The sequence below is a fragment of the Xanthomonas sp. NCPPB 3761 genome (assembly GCF_041475705.2).
In the GTDB taxonomy this organism is placed as follows: Bacteria; Pseudomonadota; Gammaproteobacteria; order Xanthomonadales; family Xanthomonadaceae; genus Xanthomonas; species Xanthomonas phaseoli.
Map to the genome: position 1 here is coordinate 830349 of NZ_CM191262.1, position 20540 is coordinate 850888.

At 65.8% G+C, this 20540-nt stretch carries 18 protein-coding genes; 15 read left to right on the forward strand and 3 right to left on the reverse strand.

Annotated elements, in window-relative coordinates; all coding sequences use genetic code 11:
* Positions 1–54: 54 nt before the first annotated feature.
* On the reverse strand, positions 55–792 hold the full coding sequence (locus ACCQ00_RS03620; RefSeq protein ID WP_039573254.1) for a pteridine reductase: 738 nt from the start codon (positions 790–792) through the stop codon (positions 55–57).
* Here ACCQ00_RS03620 and ACCQ00_RS03625 point away from each other — a divergent pair.
* Both ACCQ00_RS03625 and ACCQ00_RS03630 read left to right on the forward strand, forming a co-directional pair.
* Positions 791–2044 (forward strand): class I SAM-dependent methyltransferase, encoded by a 1254-nt coding sequence (locus ACCQ00_RS03625; RefSeq protein ID WP_170922308.1) that lies wholly within the window; start codon positions 791–793, stop codon positions 2042–2044. The two genes, ACCQ00_RS03620 and ACCQ00_RS03625, sit on opposite strands and share 2 nt — an antisense overlap.
* Positions 2032–2445 carry a VanZ family protein gene (locus ACCQ00_RS03630; protein WP_039573257.1) on the forward strand — a complete coding sequence of 138 codons (414 nt, stop codon included), beginning with the start codon at positions 2032–2034 and terminating at the stop codon, positions 2443–2445. Before ACCQ00_RS03625 ends, ACCQ00_RS03630 begins: the two co-directional genes overlap by 13 nt.
* A gap of 256 nt (positions 2446–2701) precedes the next feature.
* Here the strand turns inward: ACCQ00_RS03630 and ACCQ00_RS03635 are convergent, their stop codons facing one another.
* Together ACCQ00_RS03635 and ACCQ00_RS03640 are read right to left on the reverse strand one after the other, a co-directional pair.
* Positions 2702–4747: a TonB-dependent receptor gene (locus tag ACCQ00_RS03635; RefSeq protein ID WP_039573260.1), complete on the reverse strand. Its 2046-nt coding sequence runs from the start codon at positions 4745–4747 to the stop codon at positions 2702–2704.
* A gap of 278 nt (positions 4748–5025) precedes the next feature.
* The gene (locus ACCQ00_RS03640) at positions 5026–5886 is read right to left on the reverse strand and encodes a 2OG-Fe(II) oxygenase (RefSeq protein WP_039573263.1); all 861 of its coding nucleotides are present in this window, start codon (positions 5884–5886) and stop codon (positions 5026–5028) included.
* Between the two features lie 187 nt (positions 5887–6073).
* On the opposite strand from ACCQ00_RS03640, the gene ACCQ00_RS03645 reads away from it, so the two are divergent.
* From ACCQ00_RS03645 to ACCQ00_RS03705, 13 genes are all read left to right on the forward strand, one after another.
* Complete coding sequence (locus ACCQ00_RS03645; RefSeq protein ID WP_372354066.1) at positions 6074–7546, forward strand: beta-helix domain-containing protein; 1473 nt, start codon at positions 6074–6076, stop codon at positions 7544–7546.
* 77 nt (positions 7547–7623) lie between these two features.
* Positions 7624–10281, forward strand: coding sequence for a TonB-dependent receptor domain-containing protein (locus tag ACCQ00_RS03650; protein WP_372354067.1), 2658 nt, complete (start codon positions 7624–7626; stop codon positions 10279–10281).
* A 159-nt stretch (positions 10282–10440) separates the two neighbouring features.
* Positions 10441–11259, forward strand: a complete 819-nt coding sequence (locus tag ACCQ00_RS03655) for a type II secretion system protein N (protein ID WP_039573272.1) — start codon at positions 10441–10443, stop codon at positions 11257–11259.
* Entirely contained in the window at positions 11256–13334 is a 2079-nt protein-coding gene (gspD, locus tag ACCQ00_RS03660; protein ID WP_039573276.1) for a type II secretion system secretin GspD, read from the forward strand. Before ACCQ00_RS03655 ends, gspD begins: the two co-directional genes overlap by 4 nt.
* A gap of 4 nt (positions 13335–13338) precedes the next feature.
* Complete coding sequence (gspE, locus tag ACCQ00_RS03665) at positions 13339–14826, forward strand: type II secretion system ATPase GspE (RefSeq protein WP_080949206.1); 1488 nt, start codon at positions 13339–13341, stop codon at positions 14824–14826.
* Entirely contained in the window at positions 14813–16015 is a 1203-nt protein-coding gene (gene gspF / locus ACCQ00_RS03670) for a type II secretion system inner membrane protein GspF (RefSeq protein WP_039573282.1), read from the forward strand. The genes gspE and gspF overlap by 14 nt, the downstream gene beginning before the upstream one ends.
* Before the next feature lie 27 nt (positions 16016–16042).
* A complete protein-coding gene (gene gspG, locus ACCQ00_RS03675) occupies positions 16043–16507 on the forward strand; it encodes a type II secretion system major pseudopilin GspG (protein ID WP_039573284.1) in 465 nt (154 codons plus the stop codon).
* 57 nt (positions 16508–16564) lie between these two features.
* Positions 16565–17029 carry a GspH/FimT family pseudopilin gene (locus ACCQ00_RS03680; protein ID WP_039573287.1) on the forward strand — a complete coding sequence of 155 codons (465 nt, stop codon included), beginning with the start codon at positions 16565–16567 and terminating at the stop codon, positions 17027–17029.
* Positions 17013–17393 carry a type II secretion system minor pseudopilin GspI gene (gspI, locus tag ACCQ00_RS03685; protein ID WP_039573290.1) on the forward strand — a complete coding sequence of 127 codons (381 nt, stop codon included), beginning with the start codon at positions 17013–17015 and terminating at the stop codon, positions 17391–17393. Before ACCQ00_RS03680 ends, gspI begins: the two co-directional genes overlap by 17 nt.
* The gene (gene gspJ, locus ACCQ00_RS03690; RefSeq protein ID WP_039573293.1) at positions 17390–17992 is read left to right on the forward strand and encodes a type II secretion system minor pseudopilin GspJ; all 603 of its coding nucleotides are present in this window, start codon (positions 17390–17392) and stop codon (positions 17990–17992) included. The genes gspI and gspJ overlap by 4 nt, the downstream gene beginning before the upstream one ends.
* Positions 17992–18981 (forward strand): type II secretion system minor pseudopilin GspK, encoded by a 990-nt coding sequence (gene gspK, locus ACCQ00_RS03695; protein ID WP_039573295.1) that lies wholly within the window; start codon positions 17992–17994, stop codon positions 18979–18981. The genes gspJ and gspK overlap by 1 nt, the downstream gene beginning before the upstream one ends.
* Complete coding sequence (gene gspL, locus ACCQ00_RS03700; protein ID WP_039573298.1) at positions 18978–20066, forward strand: type II secretion system protein GspL; 1089 nt, start codon at positions 18978–18980, stop codon at positions 20064–20066. Before gspK ends, gspL begins: the two co-directional genes overlap by 4 nt.
* Positions 20063–20539: a type II secretion system protein M gene (locus tag ACCQ00_RS03705; RefSeq protein WP_017156686.1), complete on the forward strand. Its 477-nt coding sequence runs from the start codon at positions 20063–20065 to the stop codon at positions 20537–20539. The genes gspL and ACCQ00_RS03705 overlap by 4 nt, the downstream gene beginning before the upstream one ends.
* Position 20540 lies beyond the last annotated feature (1 nt).

Genomic DNA, 20540 nt, shown 5'->3' on the forward strand with positions numbered 1-20540 from the left:
TGACACAGAGAGCGTCCCTGCGCAGCGCAAGCGCGCAGGCCACCGAAGCGGCGTTCAACTGAGCTGGCGGCCACCATCCACATGCAGGGTATGGCCGGTGACGAAGCTGGCGTCGTCCAGCAGCCAGCGCACCGCTTCGGCAATTTCCTCCGGCGTACCGATGCGCGCCAGTGGCGTCCGCGCGAGCAGCGCCTGCTTGGCGTCGGCGGATTTGCCTTCTTCCGGCCACAGGATGGCGCCAGGCGCGACCGCGTTGACGCGCACCTGTGGCGCCAGTTCCAGCGCCAGCGACCGGGTCAGCATTTCCAGCGCGCTCTTGGAGGCGCTGTAGAGCGGGTGGTTGCGCATCGGTTGCTGCGCGTGCAGATCGGTGAGGTTGACGATGGCCCCGCGCCGCTGGCGCAACTGCGCGGCGGCGGCTTGCGCGATGAAGAACGTCGCGCGTGCATTGACCGCAAACAATTCGTCCCACTGCGCTGCCGTGGCCGCGCCCACGGGGGTGGGGTAGAACGCCGAGGCGTTGTTGACCACGCCATCCAGGCGACCGAAGGCGGCAAGGCAGTCGGCCACCAAGTGCGCAGGTGCGTCGGGCAATCGCAGATCGGCGTGCAGGGCGTGTGCGCTGCCGGCACGCTGGGCGCACAGTTCGGCCACACGTGCGTCCAGCACCTCGGCGGAGCGGTGTGCATGCAGCGCAACGCGGTAGCCGGCAGCATGCAGCGTGGTGGCGATCTGCGCGCCGATGCGGCGGGCTGCGCCGGTGATCAACACCACCTTGGAACTGTCTGTCATGGCGTACTCGCTCGGCGTTGCGGAGGGCTCGGCTATCCTGTGCATTGTCCCCGCAACCGGTGCCCGCATGCACGCCGACCTTCCCACACCCGATCCGGACGCGCTGGCCCATAGCGACCGGTTGGCTGCGCACGTACGCGCCGAAATCCAGGCCGCCGGTGGTGCGATTCCGTTCTCGCGCTTCATGGAGCTGGCGCTGTATGCGCCGGGCCTGGGCTATTACAGCGCCGGCGCCAGCAAGTTCGGCGAGGCCGGCGATTTCGTCACCGCCCCGGAATTGGGGCCGTTGTTTGCGGCCACCGTCTCCGGCGCGTTGGCGCCGGTATTGCAGCAACTCGGGCCGCAGGCGCGGGTGCTGGAAGTGGGCGGCGGCAGCGGTGCGTTTGCCGAAGTCACGCTCAAGCGGCTGCTGGAACTGGACGCGTTGCCCGAGCGCTACGCGATTCTGGAGCCCAGCGCCGACCTGCGCGAACGTCAGCGCGAGCGGCTGGGGCGCAGCCTGATCCCGCCGGTGTTCGATCTGGTGGAATGGCTGGATGCGCCATTCCCGGACGATTGGGATGGCGTGCTGTTTGCCAACGAAGTCATCGACGCCTTGCCCACGCCGCGCTTCGCACTGCGCGATGGGCAGGTGTATGAAGAAACCGTGGTGCTGGATGCCCAGCAGCACTTCGCGCGTGGCGAGCAACCGGCCGATGCGTTGCTGAGCGCAGCCGTGCGTCACCTGGAGCGCTATCTGGAGCAGCCGTTCGCCGATGGTTATCGCTCCGAGCTGCTGCCGCAATTGCCGTACTGGGTCCAGGCGGTCGCCGGCGGTTTGAAGCGTGGCGCGATGTTGTTCGTCGACTACGGTTACCCGCGCGGCGAGTTCTATCGTGCGCAGCGCGAGGACGGCACCTTGCGTGCGTTTTACCGGCATCGCATGCATGAAGATCTCTACCGTTGGCCGGGTCTGCAGGATCTGACCGCATCGGTGGACTTCACCGCGTTGGCCGAGGCAGGCACCGGCGCAGGTTTCGAGTTGGCCGGGTATTGCACGCAAGCAAGCTTCCTGCTCGGCAATGGGCTGGACGCATTGTTGGCGCAGGCCGATACGCGCACCGATGAAGTGGGGCGCATGCGTCTGCGCGAACAGATCAAGCGGCTGACCCTGCCCAGCGAGATGGGCGAGCGCTTCCAGGTGATGGGCTTCTCGCGCGATGTCGATTTTGCCCCTGCATTCCTGTCCGGCGATCTGACATGGCGGTTGTGAGTTCGGCACTACGACCGTTTCATCGGCCGCGCTTGTGGGTGGGCTTGTGGGTCGCGGCGATCGTTGTGGTCATTGCCGTGTGCATGGGGCCGCCGCCGGAGTTTCCGGAGTTGCCGTCCAACAGCGACAAGGCCGAGCATTTCCTGACCTTCGCGCTGTTGTGTTGGGGAGCGGTGCAGTTGTTTGCCACCCGGCGCGCGCTGGCGTTGGCTGCGTTCGGATTGGTGCTGCTGGGCATCGGCATCGAAATCGCGCAAGGCGCGCTGACCACCAATCGCAGCGCCGACCCGTACGATGCACTGGCCGATACGCTGGGCATTCTCGCCGGGCTATGTCTGGCATGGACGCCATTGCGATTTGTGATGGTGCGGATCGATCGGCGCCTGTTTGGACGGCGGTGACGCTGCTTGACGAAGCCGCGGCAGGCCAGGTGCCTGCCCGCTGCGGTAAACGGAGCCGGGCGGCAGCGCGGTCCTGGTTGCCGGCCGCGTGTTGCCGCAGCGATCTAACGCGTCGCGCTGCACGACCGCTTGCTCCACGGCAGCGTGCCGCGGCCGCGGCGCGGCATCCGCTGCTGGCTGTGCGATGCAAGGTTGTGCAGTCGCTACGCTGCGTTGCGGACCAGTGGCTGGCACGTCGCCACAGCGACCGCGGCCGTTACAGCTTCATCCTCAGCCCGAGATACAGCTGCCGTCCGGCGGCCGGCGAGAACATGGGCTGCGCCTGTGCCCAGAAGAAGCTGTCGTACCACACGTAGGCATACGCGCGACCGGTGGCATTGCGGACCTGCATGTCCACGCTCCAGTTCGGGTTGATCGTGTAGCGCGCGGTGAGGTCGAGCGTCGCAAAGCCGCCGTACTTGCCTGCCACGTTGCGTTCCTCGAGGTAGTAGTCGCCCTGGGCGCGCCCCTGCAGGCCCAGTTGCAACGCCTCGGTCGCGCGGTAGTCCACGCCGATGTTGCTGATGTAGCGGGGCGTGGCGATGACTTCGTTGCCTTGCAGCGACAATGCGGCGGCACGGTCGTCGCGCGTGATCTTGGCTTCCTGGTAGGCATGCGACGCCCAGAGCGTCCATCGATCGCCCAGCTGTGCGCTGATCTGCGCATCCACACCGCGGCGACGCGTCTTGCCCAAGGTCACGGTGGTGCCGGTGGCCGGCATGTTCGAGACTTCGTTTTCCGCATCCTGTTGCCAGACGGCGACGCGCGCCTGGCTGCCTGCAAATGGGCTGAATTTCATGCCCAGCTCGACGCCGGTGTTGGTGGAAGGGCGGATGCCGGCTTGCCCTGGGGTGAGATAGGCCGGGGCGGTGGAGCCGGTCAACACCTGGAAGGTACGGCCCCAGTTGGCGTACACGTTGGTGCTGGGCGTCAGGGCGTAGATCACGCTGAGCTTGGGCTGCCCGATGCTGCCGTAACGCTGCAGCGGTGCGCGTACCGCACCCGGCAGCTGGGTGTCGCCGTCGAAGCGGTCCACGCGATAGGCCGGCACCAGCTTCAGGGCCTCGACCGGCTGATAGATGGCCTGTACGTAGGCGCCCCAGTTGTCGAACGTATAGCGGTCCGCGTTCTGGATGCGCGCCGGCGCTGCGGCAAAGTCGGTGGGCTCGGCATAGTTGAAGCGCTCGCGCCGGTATGCATTGTCTTGATGTTCGTAGTTGATGCCGCCTTCCAGGGTCAGCAGGTCGTTGGCGCGCAAGGTCAGGGTGTTGAGCATGCCGACCTGCGTTTCGTTCCAACGCCGACGCTGGCGCGGCGCATTGCCGGTGGGCAGGTCGCTGAAGGTCACCCGGCGGTCGTCTTCGTAGCGGTTGTAGTAAAGCTTGCTGCCCAGGAACAGGGCGTCGGTCAGTTTCAGGTCCAGATGCATGCCCAGCTGCTGCATGTCGCGGTCGTCGCCATCGTTGCGGTTGCGGCGGTCCGAGCTGCGCCGATCCGCCTGCAGCTCTGCTGCGGTCATGAAGCCCGGTTCGTCGGCCTGGTTGCGGTAGGTGCGTGCCGTCAGACCGATGCGCATGCCGTCGTCGAGGTTGCCGTAGAACCATTTGCCGCCCAGCACATACTTGCTGGAACGATCGTGCGCGCGATAGCCATCCGATGCCTGCGCGCCGATGAAGTAGTTCTGCGCGAATCCGTCGCGTTCGCGCCCGATCGCGATCTGCGCATCGCGGCTGGCGTAACTGCCGTAGGCCACGCGGGCATCGGTGTAGCTGCCGCCCTGGCGAGTGCCGAAGTTGATGTTGCCGCCGATGTTGTGCAGCCCATAGCGCGGATCGTTGGTGCCACGCACCACCTCGATGTAGCTGATTTCCAGTGGAAACAGCATGTCGATGAAGCGCTGGTTGCCGCTGTTGACGTTGCTGGGAATGCCGTCGATCAGGGTCTTGATCGCATTGAGATAGCCCTCGCCGTTGAAGGCGCGGAAGCTGACCTTGCCCGATTCGGCGCCCTGGCGGGTTTCGGTCAACTGCATGCCTGGCATCTGCCCCAGCAATTCCCAGCTGTAGGACACGTTCTTGTCCTCGATCTGGTCGGCGCCCAGGACATCCACCGACGTCAGCACCTGATGCGCACTGAGCTGGCCTTCGTGATGCTGATGGACGTCGACCTTGCCGAGCGTCAGTGCCGAATCGGAGGACTGCGCGCGTGCGTCGGCAGCGAACAGCAGAGCGGCGACAGTCGCCACGAGGGGATGGATCTTCATGAAGCGGACAAGACCTGGGGGCAATGGAATTATGTGTCAGAAATGACATGTTATAACATTTGCTGGCAAATTCAATTCGTGGTGTGCTGCTGCCGTCTTTGGCGACGGTCAGCAAAGAATCGTGTTGCAACGCGTGGTGCGCGGTTTGCGTATTGGCGATGCGCAGCGTGGGGAACCGCCAATAGCCAATAGCTACCGCACTGCAGGCGATGCAGGTGCTGTGCCGTTCCGCGCTGGCGGCCGACGTGGCCGATCCCGCCGGCGCGTTGTTGCCGTGCTTATGCGGGCATGCGCACTGCGCGTTCGCGCAGCCACTTGGTGGCCACCCACTTGTCGCCGGCCAATACCGGCGCACCGGCGTGCAGGCTGCGTGTCATCGGGTGCGGGCGGTCGTAGCTGAAAAACACTGCGTTGCCCTTGACTGCAGCGACATCCAGATGCGCATCGGGAAAGCGCGTCGCGCCGCCGCGTTCTGGCGTGTTGAGGTACATCACCAGCGAGGCGACGCGTTGCCCGCCGGCCTGCAGCAATACCGGGGTGCCCGCTGCGTCCGGGTCGAAGTAATCGTAATGCGGCCTGTATTCCGCACCGGTGGCGTAGCGCAGCACCTGCAACCCTTCGCCGTGATCGACTGGCCAGTCGAGCAGGCGCGCGATGCGCGCTTCGATACGTTGGCACAGCGCATCCTGGCCGACGCGCAGACACATGCTGTCGCTGGTGCGTGCTGCATGCACCACGTGCTCTCCGCTTGCATCGTCCACGGTGCGCGAGCGCGCCAGGCGCGGCTGGGCCAAGGCGATCAATGCATCGCATTCCTCGTCGGAAAGAAAACCGCCGAGTACCACCACGCGTGGCAGCAACAGGCTGACCAGCACGCGCACATCGCGGTCGCCCAACGCAAGCAGCGACGCATCGGTGTCCTGTTGCAACGCGGGCACGCGCACCGGCATCGGCAAGCCATTCGCTTGCGCGTGTTGCTGGATGTGCGCACGGACCAGTGCCTCGACCGCATCGATGGCGTCCTGCTCGTTCCAGCCCTGATCAAGCAGCGGCTGTAGCGCTTGCTCGGGCGAATGGCCGGCCACGGCTTGCGCCACGATCCAGTCGGCCAGCGGATTGGGGATATCTGTGTGTGTCATGGCTCTACAATGCATGTCGTCGTGTGGCACTCGTATGTCAATTGTGTCGCGGTAAGACAAATGAAACAGACGCCCACTATAAAAGTGACGGGGATCTTGAACGTGCTCGCCACTGCAGTGCGCGGAACGCCACCAATTCTTGACGACTCCTCTTCATACCGGACCCTTTGACCTGGAGATCAGCCGCATGGCCGTTCGCAACAGCAGCAAGACACTTCTCATGACGTTTGGTACCGCACTGGCGCTGTCGGCCTGTGGTGGCGGAGCCGACCGTGTCGCCTCGCCAGGTGAAGGCGCATTCCCGCCGGCACCGGCCCCCGCGCCGACGCCGGCGCCCACGCCTGCACCAACGCCGGCACCTGCACCGAGCGGCCCGGCCGCCGATTGCCCGAGCGGTTTTTCCAATGTCGGCACCATCGCCAACAACACGCTACGCGCCTGCCAGTTGCCGGAAACCATCAATGGCAACCTGGTGGTGCCGGCGCGCGCGGGCACCGTCTACTCGATCAGCGGCCGCGTCAATGTAGGTACCGACCGCGGTGGCAACGCCACCGCACCGGCAGCCGGCAGCACGCAGGGTGTTTTGACCATCGAGCCGGGCGTGACCCTGTTCGGCTCGGCCGGTAGCGACTACATCGTGGTCAATCGCGGTTCGCAGATCTTTGCCGAAGGCAGTGCGACTGCGCCGATCGTGTTCACCGCGCGTCAGGCGCTGGAGAGTACGGTCAGTGCCAACACCATCGGCCTGTGGGGCGGCATCGTGGTGCTGGGGCGTGCGGCGATCAACAACTGCCCGGGCACCACGGTGTCCGGTACGCCGGAATGTCAGGCGCAGGTCGAGGGGACTAACGCGTTCTATGGCGGCAACAACGCCACCGACAACAGCGGTTCGATGCGCTACCTGCGCGTGATGTATTCGGGCTTCGAAATTTCGCCGAATAACGAATTGCAAGGCATCACGCTGGCGGGCGTGGGCAGCGGCACCAAGCTGGATTATGTGCAGATCCACAACAGCTCCGACGACGGCATCGAATGGTTCGGCGGTACGGTCAACGGTAGCCATCTGGTCATCACCGGTGCCGACGACGATTCGCTGGATACCGATGCCGGTTGGAGCGGTGCACTGCAGTTCGGCATCGTGGTGCAGCGCGCCGGCGGCGGCGACCGCATGAACGAGTGGAGCAGCTTGCGTCGACAGCCGTATTCGCGCCCCAAGGTGGCCAACTTCACCTACGTGGGCAATGCGCGCGCCGGTGCGGCGATCATGCTCAACCAGGGCACGCAGGCCGCGTTCTACAACTCGGTGGTGACCCGCCCAGCCGGCGGCACCGGTGATGGGCTGGTGTGCTTCAACCTGGCCGATACCGACACGCTCGGTACCTTCAATTCGGTGTTCTTCGCCTGCCCGACCGCCTTCGGCAGCGACGCGCGTGCGGCCAGCCAGTTTGCAGCCGGCACCAACAATGTCGCCAATGGCGTGTCCACATTGCATAACACCTTCGTCAATGGCGCCAATGAATCCGCAGTACCGGCGTTCCAGGGCTTGAACGGGGTGAGCAGCTTCTTCCAACAGGTTAACTACATCGGTGGCGTGCGCGATGCCAACGACACGTGGTGGCAGGGCTGGACCTGCGGCCTGACCGCCGATCGTCCCTGCTGAGGCATGGCATCGCACGGCGGTCATCGGTCGCCGTGCGATGCGTCCAGCTTCATCTTTCTGTTGCCAGGGCTCCCACGATGCGAACCTCTGCTGTTGCCCGTCTTTCGCGGACGGGCCTGTCTCTTTCCATTTCCACCCTGCTGATGTCCGGCGCCGCCATGGCGCAGTCGACCACCAGCGATGCCGACGCCGGCAGCAGTACGTCCAGCGCGGCCAGTACCAGTGTGCCCAAGCAACTCGACCAGGTCGTGGTGCGTGGCGAATACATTCCCGAGCCGATGCTGCAAACCTCCGAAGTGGCCTCGTTCGTGACGCGCGAAGACATGGAGCGCACTGGCGACAGCAGCGCCGCGGTGGCGCTGACGCGTGTCACCGGGCTGAGCCTGTCGCGCGGCAAGTATGTGTATGTGCGCGGCCTGGGCGAGCGCTATTCGTCGGCGTTGTTCAACGGTTCGCCGCTGCCCAGCCCCGAGCCGATGCAGCGCGTGGTGCCGCTGGACTTGTTCCCCAGCGACGTGCTGGCCAGCGTGACCGTGCAAAAGACCTATTCGGCCGATTATCCGGGCGAATTCGGCGGCGGCGTGATCGATCTGCAGTCGATGGAAATCCCCGACAAGCCATTCCTGTCGTTGACCGTGGGTGGCGGTGCCAACAGCGTCAGCACCGGCGAAAAAGGCCTGACCTATTACGGCTCCGACGATGACGAGTGGGGTTTTGATGATGGTACGCGCAAGCAGCCTGCTGCCTTGCGCGATGCGATCAGGACCGGCCGCCGGGTCGATCTGGGCAGCTTTTCGCGCGAAGACATCCGCCGCATCGGGCGCAGTTTGAACGATGCCAACCTGTATGTGCTGCAGGAAAAGGACAGCATCGCTCCGGACGTCAATGTCGGCGGCAGCGCCGGTTACAGCATGGACGTGGGCGAGGCGAAACTGGGTGTTATCGCGGTGGCCAGCTACGACAACGAGTGGCGCACGCGCACCGGCAAGCAGCAGGACGGTATCTTTGTCGGCGACAGCGTCGAGTTCAATTCCAATTACGACTTCGCCACCACCCGCAATAATGTGCGCAGCAACGGCATGCTGGGGCTGGGGTGGGAATACGGCCGGCATGCCATCGGCTGGACCACGTTGTACGTGCACGACACCTTGAAGGTGGCGCGCAGCCGCGCCGGTCGCGACGAGCTGGCAGGTTTTGACGTGCGCGACGACAACACCGAGTGGTACGCGCGGCAGTTGATCAACAACCAGCTGCGCGGCACGCACGCGTTCGGCCAATACGATGACCTGAAGATCGAATGGCGGGCTGCAGTGGCCAACGCCAGCCGCGATGTGCCGTACGAAACCGGCATTCGCTACGAGCGGCTGGATGGTTACTGGGCGCACGACGCCTCGCGGGTGCAGAACTACACCCGCTTCAGCAAGGTCGACGACAAGGTGGCCAGCGGCGGCGTGGATGTCACCTGGCGCTTGCCGATGGAGCACGACCTCACCGTCAAGGGCGGCCTGGCCTATCTGGACAACGACCGCAGCGCGTGTAGCCGCGAATTCCGCTTCCTGGCGCTGGACGGCCCGCTGCCGTTCCTGAACCAGTATCAGCGCGTGGATTATCTGTTCTCCGATTACAACCTCAGCAACGATCTGCTGCGCCTGCGCGAAACCACCGGCAGTTTCGGTGCGGCCGCCTACGAGGCGACCTTGAAGGTCAAGGCGGCGTATCTGCAGGCGGAGGGCGAGATCGTGCCGACACTGCGCGCCACGGCGGGCGTGCGTTATGAAGACGCCACCCAGGCGGTGCATCCGTACGACATCTTCAGCGGCACGCGCCAGGACGGCGTGGCACCGTTGCAGAACAGCTATGCGCTGCCGTCGGCCACGCTCACCTGGAATTTTGCCGAGAACCAGCAGCTGCGCTTTGGCGCTTCCAAGACCATCGCACGCCCGCAATTTCGCGAAATGGCGCCACAGCAGTATCTGGACCCGGACATCGACCGCCAATTCTTCGGCAACCCGTTTTTGGTCGATAGCGAGCTGGTCAACCTGGATGCGCGCTACGAATGGTTCTTCGAACCGGGCCAGTACGTCACCGTCGGCGCGTTCTACAAGAACATCGACAAGCCGATCGAAGCCATCGTCAACGACGCCCCCGGCGGCGGCATCGTGCAGAGCTTCATCAATGCGCCCAAGGCCACGCTGTATGGCGTGGAGCTGGAGGCCAAGAAGTATCTGCAGTTGCCGATCGCTGCCGACGGGTGGGGCGACAAGCGCATGTTCGTGTCCGGCAACTACACGCGCACCAAGTCCAAGGTCAGTGCCAGCGATGGCGATACGGTGCAGCCGTTCGGCTTCAGTGCACCGGTGCAGGCAACCTTGTTCATTCGCGATGGCTCGGCCTTGCAAGGCCAGTCCGATGACATCGCCAACCTGCAGATCGGCGTGGAAAGCGAGAGCACGCACAGCCAGGCGACACTGATCGCCAACTACGTGGGCGAGCGGGTGTCCGCGCGTGGTCGCCCCGGGCAGCCTGACTACATCGACAAACCGGGCACCTCGCTGGATCTGGTGATCAAGAAGGGGCTGGCGTGGTCGGGCGATACGGTGTCGGTGAATTTTGCCGCGCGCAACCTGCTCAAGACCAAGTACCAGGAGTACCAGAAGGTGGGGAGCAACCGGGTGGACCTGTACACCTACCAGCCCGGCATCAGCTATGACATCAGTGTGACAGCGCGCTTCTGATTTGAGGTGCGGTTGCCCGTATCGCAAACGCCCGCTGTGCATTGCATGGCGGGCGTTTTGCATTTTCCATGTGGCGCCGTGTGTCGGTATTTGTCATCGGCTTCTTCGAACTGACACATTGTCGCCGCATTCTGTCATCCAATCGAAATCCTGAGACGGATGTCCGCTTTGCAGCGCGCCTGGCCCTCGTTGAATTCCTTGTTGCTGGCGCCGGGCGCTCGCACGGCGGTGGCGTGCGGCGTGGTTGCATTGCTGGTGCTGCAAGGTGTGCGCCTGTTGTGGCTGGTGCTCACGCCGATCGGGCCATTGGGCACTGCGCAGCGCACTTCGGTCACGCGTCCCGACGTGTCGGCATTGCGTCGCGATGTGTTCTATCGCATCGCATCCGACGCCAACAGCGATGGCATCGTGCTGCACGGCGTGCGTGCTGGCGGCACCCAGGCGGCCGCCTATCTCAGCGGTAGCGACGGTCGGCAAGGCGTCTATCGCGTAGGCGACACGGTTGCGCCCGGCGTGGTGGTGCAGGCGATCGCGGCCGATCATGTGCTGGTGCGCGCGGGCGGCAGTGTGCGTCGCATTGCATTGGGTGAATCCGCTGCTGCGGCAGCAGCGCTCCCTCCTGCAGCAGCGGGCCCCACCGCATCGGCTGCCGTCGCGGCAGCAGTGCAATCGAATGTCAGCGCGGCAGCAGGCACGAGCGCAGCCACCGCCGTCGACCCGCAGCAGTTGCTCGCCAGTGCCGGCTTGCGCGCCAGCGCCGATGGCGGCGGTTTCACCATCATGCCGCGCGGCGATGGCGCGCTGCTGCGTCAGGCCGGCTTGGCGCCGGGCGATGTGCTGACCCAGATCAATGGCCGCACGCTCGATGCAGAGCATCTGCGCGAGTTGCAGGAAGAATTGCGCGATGGCCAGAGCGCCACGCTGACCTACCGCCGCGACGGCCAGACCCACACCATGACCTTGAAGCGCCCGCAATGATTGCTGTCCGCCCGCTCTGGCTGCTCTCGGCCGCGTTGTTGTTCGCGCTACCCGCAGTGCCGATGACCGCACTGCATGCTGCCGATGCGCCGGCAGTGCGCCTGCAGGACGTGGACCTGCGCGCTTTCATCCAGGACGTCTCGCGCGCCACCGGCATTACCTTCATCGTGGACACGCGTGTGCAGGGCTCGGTCAACGTGGCGCGCGCGCAGGCGATGTCCGAAGCCGATCTGCTGGGCATGCTGCTGGCCGTGCTGCGTGCCAATGGATTGATTGCGGTATCCAGCGGGCCATCGACCTACCGCATCATTCCCGACGACACCGCCGCCCAGCAGCCGGGTAGCGCCGCCAACGGCAACCTGGGATTTGCCACGCAGGTCTTCACCCTGCAGCGCGTGGAAGCACGCAGCGCGGCAGAAATCCTCAAGCCGCTGGTCGGGCGCGGTGGCGTGATCATGGCGATGCCGCAAGGCAATAGCCTGTTGATTGCCGACTACGCCGATAACCTGCGACGCATCCGCACGCTGGTGGCGCAGATCGATACCGACCGTGCGGCCATCGATACGGTGACGCTGCGCAATAGCTCGGCGCAGGAACTGGCGCGCACCTTGACCTCGCTGTTCGGGCAAGGCGGCGAGCGCAGCAATGTGTTGTCGGTGTTGCCGGTGGAAAGCAGCAATTCCTTGATCGTGCGTGGCGACCCCGCGCTGCTGCAGCGCGTGGTACGCACCGCAGTCGATCTGGACGGGCGCGCCGAGCGCCGCGGCGACGTCAGCGTGGTGCGCCTGCAGCACGCCAGCGCGGAGCAATTGTTGCCGGTACTGCAGCAGCTGGTCGGGCAGACGCCAGGCAACGAGGCGCAGGCCGGGCAAGAAACACGTACCAATGCAGTGGATGTGGCCACCGCGAGCGGCGCGGCGCAGACGCAGGTGATCGCGCCGGCGGCAGGCAAGCGCCCGGTGATCGTGCGCTACCCAGGCTCCAATGCGTTGATCATCAATGCCGATCCGGAAACCCAGCGCGCCTTGATGGATGTGATCCGGCAGCTGGATGTGCATCGCGAGCAGGTATTGGTCGAAGCGATCGTGGTGGAGATTTCAGACACCGCCGCCAAGCGCCTGGGCGTGCAGCTGCTGCTGGCTGGCCGCAATGGCACGGTGCCCTTGCTCGCCACGCAATACAGCGGCGCGGCGCCAGGCATCGTGCCGCTGGCAGCGGCGGCAGCTGGCACGCGCAGCGGCAATGCCGACGACGATTCGGTGCTGGAACAGGCGCGCAATGTGGCTGCGCAATCGTTGCTGGGCTTGAGTGGCGGCTTGATCGGCCTGGCCGGGCAAAGCAACGATGCGGTGTTCGGCATGATCATCGATGCGGTCAAGAGCGACACCGGCTCCAACCTGTTGTCCACGCCCTCGATCATGACGCTGGACAACGAGCAGGCGCGCATCCTGGTAGGCCAGGAGGTGCCGATCACCACCGGCGAAGTGCTCGGCGCGGCCAACGACAACCCATTCCGCACCATCCAGCGCCAAGATGTGGGCGTGGAGCTGGAAGTGCGCCCGCAGATCAACACCGCCGGCGGCATCACGCTGGCGATCAAGCAGGAAGTCTCGGCGATTGCCGGGCCGGTCAGCGCGCAATCGTCGGAGCTGGTGTTCAACAAGCGCCAGATCGAAACACGCGTGGTGGTGGAAAACGGCGCCATCGTCGCGCTTGGCGGCCTGCTCGACCAGAACGACCGCCAGACCGTGGAAAAGGTGCCGTTACTTGGCGATGTGCCCGGCCTGGGCGCGTTGTTCCGGCACAAATCGCGCAACCGCGACAAGACCAATTTGATGGTGTTCATTCGCCCCACCATCATTCGCGATGCAGCCGATGCCCAGCGCATGACCGCGCCGCGCTACAACTACCTGCGCGAGCGTCAGCTGGCCGATGGCGATCCGGAAGCGGCGCTGGATGCGCTGGTGCGCGACTACCTGCGTGCGCAGCCGCCACAGCTGCCGGCCGGTCCGTCGTCCGTTGCGCCGGCACCTGCAACGCCACCTGCGCCCGGCGCGCGTCCCGTCCAGCGTTGATGCCATGAGTGCCGCCCGCCCCAGCATTTCCTATGCCTTCGCCAAGCGTCACGGCGTAGTGCTGCTTGGCAGCGACACCGCCGCGCAGATCGGTTTGCGCGAAGGTGGCGATGTGCAGGCCCTCATCGAGTTGCGCCGCGCGTTAGGGATGCCGTTGCAGGTTCGCACGCTGGCGCCGTCGGTGTTCGACCGGCATGTGTCGGAGATCTACGCCGATGCCGGGCTGGAGCAAGGCGTGCAGGTGGAAGCGCTGGATCTGCATGGCAGCCTGGATTCGTTGATCGACGACATCCCCACTGCCGATCTGCTCGAGAGCCAGGACGATGCGCCGATCATCCGCCTGATCAACGGCATCATCGCCGAGGCCGCACGGCTGGGTGCATCCGACGTGCATCTGGAATCCTACGAATCGCGCTTGCGCGTGCGCCTGCGCGTGGATGGCGTGATGCGCGAGGCGGCCACGCTGCCCGGACGCATCGCACCGCTGCTGGTGTCGCGCGTCAAGGTGATGGCGCGGCTGGATATTGCCGAAAAGCGCATCCCGCAGGATGGGCGCGTGTCGCTGGTGATGGGGGCCAAGGCACTGGACGTGCGGGTGTCCACGTTGCCCACGCGCGGTAGCGAACGGGTGGTGCTGCGTATCCTGGACAAGGAGCAGGGCACGCTGTCGCTGGCGCAGCTGGGCATGCCACCTGCGGCGATGCACACCGTGCAGCGTGCATTGCAGGTGCCCAATGGCATCGTGCTGGTCACCGGCCCCACCGGCTCTGGCAAGACCACGACCTTGTACGCGGCGCTGAGCCTGCTCAACGATGGCTCGCGCAATATCCTCACCGTGGAAGACCCGGTGGAATACGCCATCGACGGTGTCGGCCAGACCCAGGTCAACGCACGTGTCGGCATGACCTTCGCCGCCGGCCTGCGCGCGATCCTGCGCCAGGACCCGGACGTGGTGATGATCGGCGAGATCCGCGACACCGAGACCGCGCAGATTGCGGTACGGGCCAGCCTCACCGGCCATCTGGTGCTTTCCACCGTGCACACCAACGATGCGGTGGGCGCCGTCACGCGGTTGCGCGATATGGGAATCGAGCCGTTCTTGCTGGCTTCCAGCCTGCGACTGATCCTGGCGCAGCGGCTGGTGCGGCGCTTGTGCACGCAATGCCGCAGTGCACGGCCGATCGACGCCGGAACGGCCCACCTGTTGGAAGCGCCGGCCGATGCGGCGATCTACACAGCGGTGGGCTGCAACGCCTGCCACCACAGCGGATACGTCGGGCGCGTGGGCATCTACGAAGCCATTGCCGTGGACGATGCGATGCGCCGCCTGATCGGCGATAACGCCGACGAAGATGCATTGGCTGCGGTGGCCTTCGCGCGCGCACCGCGGCTGGGCGATGCGGCACGCGCGGCGGTGCTGCAGGGCCTGACCACGCTGGAAGAAGCACTGCGCGTCACCCGCCAACAGGAAGACGCGTATGCCGCAGTTTGATTACACCGTGCTCGATCTGCACGGGCGCAACCGGCACGGCGTCATCAGTGCCGACAGCGTGCACGGCGCACGTGTGCAGCTGGAACAACGGCAATGGGTGCCGGTGCGTGTGGAGGCTGCGGCCGCGACCGCCAGCACGGCTGGGCGAGCAGCGCGCTTCAGCGGCAAGGATCTGGTGCTGTTCACCCGCCAGCTCGCCACGCTGGTGGAGACCGCACCGCTGGAAGAGGCCTTGCGCACCATCGGCACCCAGTCCGAACGCCGCGGCGTGCGTCGGGTCACCAGCCAGACGCATGCATTGGTGGTCGAAGGATTCCGACTGTCCGACGCGATGGCACGCCAGGGCAAGGCGTTCCCTGCGTTGTATCGCGCGATGGTGGCCGCCGGCGAAAGCGCGGGTGCGTTGCCGCAGGTGCTGGAACGACTGGCCGATCTGCTCGAACGCCAGGCGCAGGTGCGCAGCAAATTGCAGTCTGCATTGGTGTATCCGGCGGCGCTGGCAGCGACGGCCGGTGCGGTGGTGATCGTGCTGATGACCTTCGTGGTGCCCAAGGTGGTGGACCAGTTCGATTCGATGGGCCGCACGTTGCCGTGGCTGACGCGCGTGGTCATCGGCGTGTCGCAGTTTCTGCTGCACGCAGGCATCCCGTTGCTGGTTGCCCTGGTGGTGGCGCTGGTTGCAATGGCACGGCTGCTCCAGCGCCCTGCGCTGCGCCTGGCCGCAGACCGGGTGCTCTTGCGTGCGCCGCTGCTGGGCCGGCTGATTCGCGATCTGCACGCCGCGCGCATGGCGCGCACCCTGGCGATCATGGTCAACAGCGGCTTGCCGTTGATGGAGGGGCTGATGATTGCCGCGCGTACCGTGGACAACCGCGCACTACGCCTGGCCACCGACAGCATGGTCACCGCGATCCGCGAAGGCGGCAGCCTGGCCGCGGCCATGAAGCGTGCGGGGGTGTTTCCGCCGACGCTGCTGTACATGGCCTCCAGCGGCGAGAACAGCGGACGCCTGGCGCCGATGCTGGAGCGTGCCGCCGATTACCTGGAACGCGAATTCGAGGCCTTTACCGCCGCCGCGATGAGCCTGTTGGAGCCGGCCATCATCGTGCTGCTCGGCGGCGTGGTGGCGGTCATCGTGTTGTCGATCCTGCTGCCCATCCTGCAATTCAACACTCTCGCGCTTGGCTGAGCGCGGCCTCTCATCTTGGAGATCCTCATGCAGTTCATCCACCCTCGTGCACGCGTTCGCTCGCTGACGGCACGTCGTCGCACGCGTGGCTTCACCCTGGTCGAACTGATGGTGGTCATCGTCATCATCGGCCTGCTCGCCACCGTGGTGATGATCAATGTGATGCCCAGCCAGGATCGCGCGATGGTGGAAAAAGCCCGCGCCGACGTCGCGGTACTGGAGCAGGCGCTGGAAACCTATCGCCTGGACAACCTCAGCTACCCGAGCACCGAACAAGGGCTGCAGGCCCTGCTCAACCCGCCGAGCGGATTGGCACGGCCGGAACGCTACCGGCAGGGCGGCTATATCCGCCGGCTGCCGGAAGACCCATGGGGGCATGCATACCAGTACTGGCGCCCGGGCCGCCATGGCGGCTTCGACGTTTACTCGTTCGGCGCAGACGGTGCCGAAGGTGGCGACGCCGATAATGCCGATATCGGCAACTGGCGCTGAGTGCCGGCCATGTCTGCAATGCTGGTCCCACCAGGGCAGTGTTCCCCGCGCCTGCGGATGCGCGTGGCAAACCGCAGCGCGCGTGGCTTCACCTTGCTCGAGATGCTTGCCGTGCTGGTCATTGCCGCGCTGGCCAGCACGTTGGTGGTGATGACCTTGCCGGATACGCGCCGCGATCTGCACGATCATGCCGACACGCTGGCCAGCGCGCTGATACATGCACGCGACGAAGCGATCCTGAGTTTGCGCATGGTGGAGGTCGGCATCGATGCCGGCGGTTACGGTTTCCGTCGCCAGGCGCAGCAGCAGTGGGTTGCCTTGGATCAAGCGCCATTTGCCGCGATGCGCTGGCCGCAAGGCATCCAGGCGCAGCTGCCCGCCGACAGCAGACGCGTGAGTGTGCGCTTCGATCCCACCGGTGCGGCCACACCGCAGCGCATCGCGTTGGGCGACGGCCGGCAACAGGTGCAGGTCGTGGTCGATGCCGCAGGCGTGGTGCAGGTTGATGCGCCATCTCGCTGACGCACGCGCATCAGGTGGATTCTCGCTGCTCGAACTGATCGTCGCGCTGGCGATCTTCGCCATGGCGGCGGTCGGCCTGTTGAACCTTTCCGGCGAGAGTACCCGCACCGCCGTGGTGCTGGAGGAGCGTGCGTTGGCCGCGGTGGTGGCGGAAAACCAGGCGATCGAGGCGACGCTGGCGCCGGCTGCCGCGATCGGCGCGCCTGCGCACGGGCAGGTGGTGCTCGGCGGGCGCAGCTGGGAATGGCAGCGCCAGTCGACGCCGGCCAGCGCTGCAGGCTTGTTGCAAATCCAGGTGCGCGTGCGCCCCGCAGGCCAGGCGCAGGAAGTTGCCGGTCTGACTATCCTGCGGAGCGCCGAATGATCCGCAAACAGCGCACGCGCGGCTTCACCTTGATCGAATTGCTGGTGGCGCTGGCGGTGTTCGCACTGGTGGCCGCAGCTGCGGTGATGGTGATGCGGCAGAGCATCGACCAGCGCGATGCCGTGCGTGCGCGGCTGCAGCAGATCCGCGAGTTGCAATTGGCCCATGGCCTGCTGCGCAGCGACCTGCAGCAGGCTGCCGTGCGCCGCACGCGCAACAGCGAGGGCAGCGCCGCACGCAGTGCATTTGTCGCCAGTGCGCCTGGAACGTACGGGCCGTTGTTCGGGTTTGTGCGACGTGGCTGGAGCAATCCGGACCAGGCGCCGCGTGCGTCGCTGCAATACGTGGAATACCGGGTCGTGGAGGGGCGGCTGGAGCGCAGCGCACGTCCTGCGCTCGACGGCGCGGCAGCTGGCACGCCGCAGGTGCTTTTGCGCGGCGTGCGTTCGGCGGCGGTGGCATTCCATTACCGGGCGCAATGGAGCGATGGCTGGAGCGGCGGGCTTGAAGCGTTGCCGGATGCAATCGCGCTGGAGCTGGACCTGGAGCACTGGGGGCGCGTGCGCCAACTGTTCCTGTTGCCGGAAGGGCGCACGTGATGGCACTGCACGCACCTGCCAGGCAACGCGGCGTGGCCTTGCTCACGGTATTGCTGCTGGTTGCCGTGATGACCTTGCTGATGGCGGCCATGCTGGAAGACCTGCGCTTTGGTCTGCGCCGCAGCGGCAATGGCCAGGCGATGACGCAAGCGCAGTGGTACGCGCTGGGCAGCGAGGCCGTTGCGCGGCAGCGCTTGCAGGCACTGTCCAAACGGGATCCGCTGCGCACGACGCTGGACGGCGGCTGGAACGACCAGACGATCCGCTTTCCGTTGGACGACGGCGCGGTGAGCGTGCGCCTGCGCGATCGCGGCGGTTGCTTCAATCTCAACAGCGTGGTCGTTGGTGCGCCCGAACAATGGCAGCGTAGCGATGAGGGGGCACGCCAATATCGTGCATTGCTCGAGGTGTTGGGCATCGCCCCGCAACAGGCGCATGCGCTGACCGACGCATTGGTGGACTGGATCGACTCCGACACACAGCCGGGCGCGCATGGCGCCGAAGACGAGCGCTACCTGCAGGCCGCCGTGCCACGGCGTACCGGTGCCACCTTGCTCGCGGGCGTCAGCGAACTGCGCGCCATCGACGGCTATACGCCGCAACTGATCGCGCAACTGCAGCCGTATGTCTGCGCATTGCCGGAGGGCCGCTTGTCACCGATCAATATCAACACGCTGCGCCTGGACGATGCGCCGGTACTGGTGGCGTTGACCGAAGGAGCGCTGGAACTGCCGGCCGCGCGACGGATCATTGCTGCACGGCAGGCCGGAGGATGGCGCGACATCAGGATGTTTCTCAGCCAGCCGGCACTGATGGAGGCCGGGCTGTCCAATGCGGTGCTGGAACAGCTCGAACTGCGCACCCGCTATTTCTCCCTCTACAGCCAGGTCGACCATGCCGGCGCGCAGGTCATGCTGGAAGCATTGCTGCAACAGGAAACGGCCGGCCGGGTCCGGCTGGTCGCGCGCCAATGGAGTTCTGACCAATGACCACCACCTTGTTGTTGCTGCCAACCGATGCAGGTGCCCAATCCATTGCGGTAGGTGTGGATGCGCAGGGGCAGGTGCAATCGGTGAGGCGGGCCACGACGCCGCCTGAGCCATCCGCGCGTACCCTCCTGGTGGTGCCGGGTGTGGATGTGCACCTGCGCTGGTTGCGCTTGCCTGGCCGTAGCATGGCGCAATCACGGGCTGCTGCGCGCCTGCATTTGGCCGAGCATCTGGCTGTCGACGCGCAGGCCTTGCATGTGGTGATTGCCGCTGGCGCGGAGGCTGATGGCACGCGCCTGGTCGCTGCAGTGGACAGCGTGGTGATGCAGCACTGGCTGGCGCGCGCAACGCAACTGGGCTGTGTTCCCGATGCGGTGGTGCCGGATTGCCTGCTGCTGGAGCCCGGTGCCGCTGCGACGGTCGCGGTGATGCACTGGGATGGCCGTTGGCTGATCCGCGGCGCACAGCTGGCCTGCAGTCTGGAGCCAGAGGCGGCGCGTTTGCTGCTGGGCGATGGTGTGCCGGCCGTGCTGCCGGTGCCCGATCCGACGCAGTCCATTGCCTGCTTTGCGCGCAACGCTGCCCACGTGCCGATCAATCTTCTGCAGCACCCGTTCGCGAACAAGGCCGCTGCTGAGCAAAAGTGCGCTCCGCGCCGTCTGGCGGTGTTGGCCGCACTGGTGCTGCTCTCGCCGGCACTGCTGTTGCTGGCGCAGACATTGCGCTACGAGATCGGTGCGCGTGTACTGCAAACGCGCGCCGCCACGCAGTTGGGTGTGCGCGATGCAGCGGCGGTGCCCGCCGCATTGCAGGCGCGTCGGCAGGCCGGCACGGCGACCAATCGCCTGGCGGTGCAACTGAGCACCTTGTTTGCCGCAGTCGATGCCCTTCCAGCGGCAGAACTGGATCAGCTGGACTACAACGCCGCACAGCCATTACGTGCGACCTTGCTGCACACCGATGACGCCAGCCTGCAACAGCTCTCGGCGCGGCTTGCGGATGCCGGCTGGCAGTTGGATCCGGGCAGCAGCCAGGTCGAAGACGGTCGCATGCGGACACCGTTTGCGTTGGAGCTATTGCGATGAAGGCAGCTGTGCAACGCGGCACGCACTGGTGGCAGGCACGGGCGCCGCGAGAGCGGCGCATGCTGGGCGTGATGTGCGCGGCATTGGCGGCCTTCGTGGGCTGGTACGCGCTCTACATGCCATTGCGCCACTGGCATGACCGGGCTTGGGCGCGCTATGCCGATGCTGCGCAGCTGGTGCTCGATGCATCTGCGCAGGCAGCATCGACCGGACGCGCTGCCGCACCGGGCCCAGCGGCCTTGGCCGAGATCATCGCAAGCAGCGCACGCGATGCCGGCGTCGACATCACCTCCCAACACCGCAGTGCCGCGGGCGGGGTGGAGGTGCAGATCGATGCCGTCAGCGCCGCCACGCTGTTCGGCTGGCTTGAGCGATTGCGACAGGCGCACGGCCTGGTGCCGACCCACCTGCGTGTGGCACGCGAGCAGGGTCAACTCCGCGTACGCTGCGGGTTTGCGGAATCGGGACCGTGAC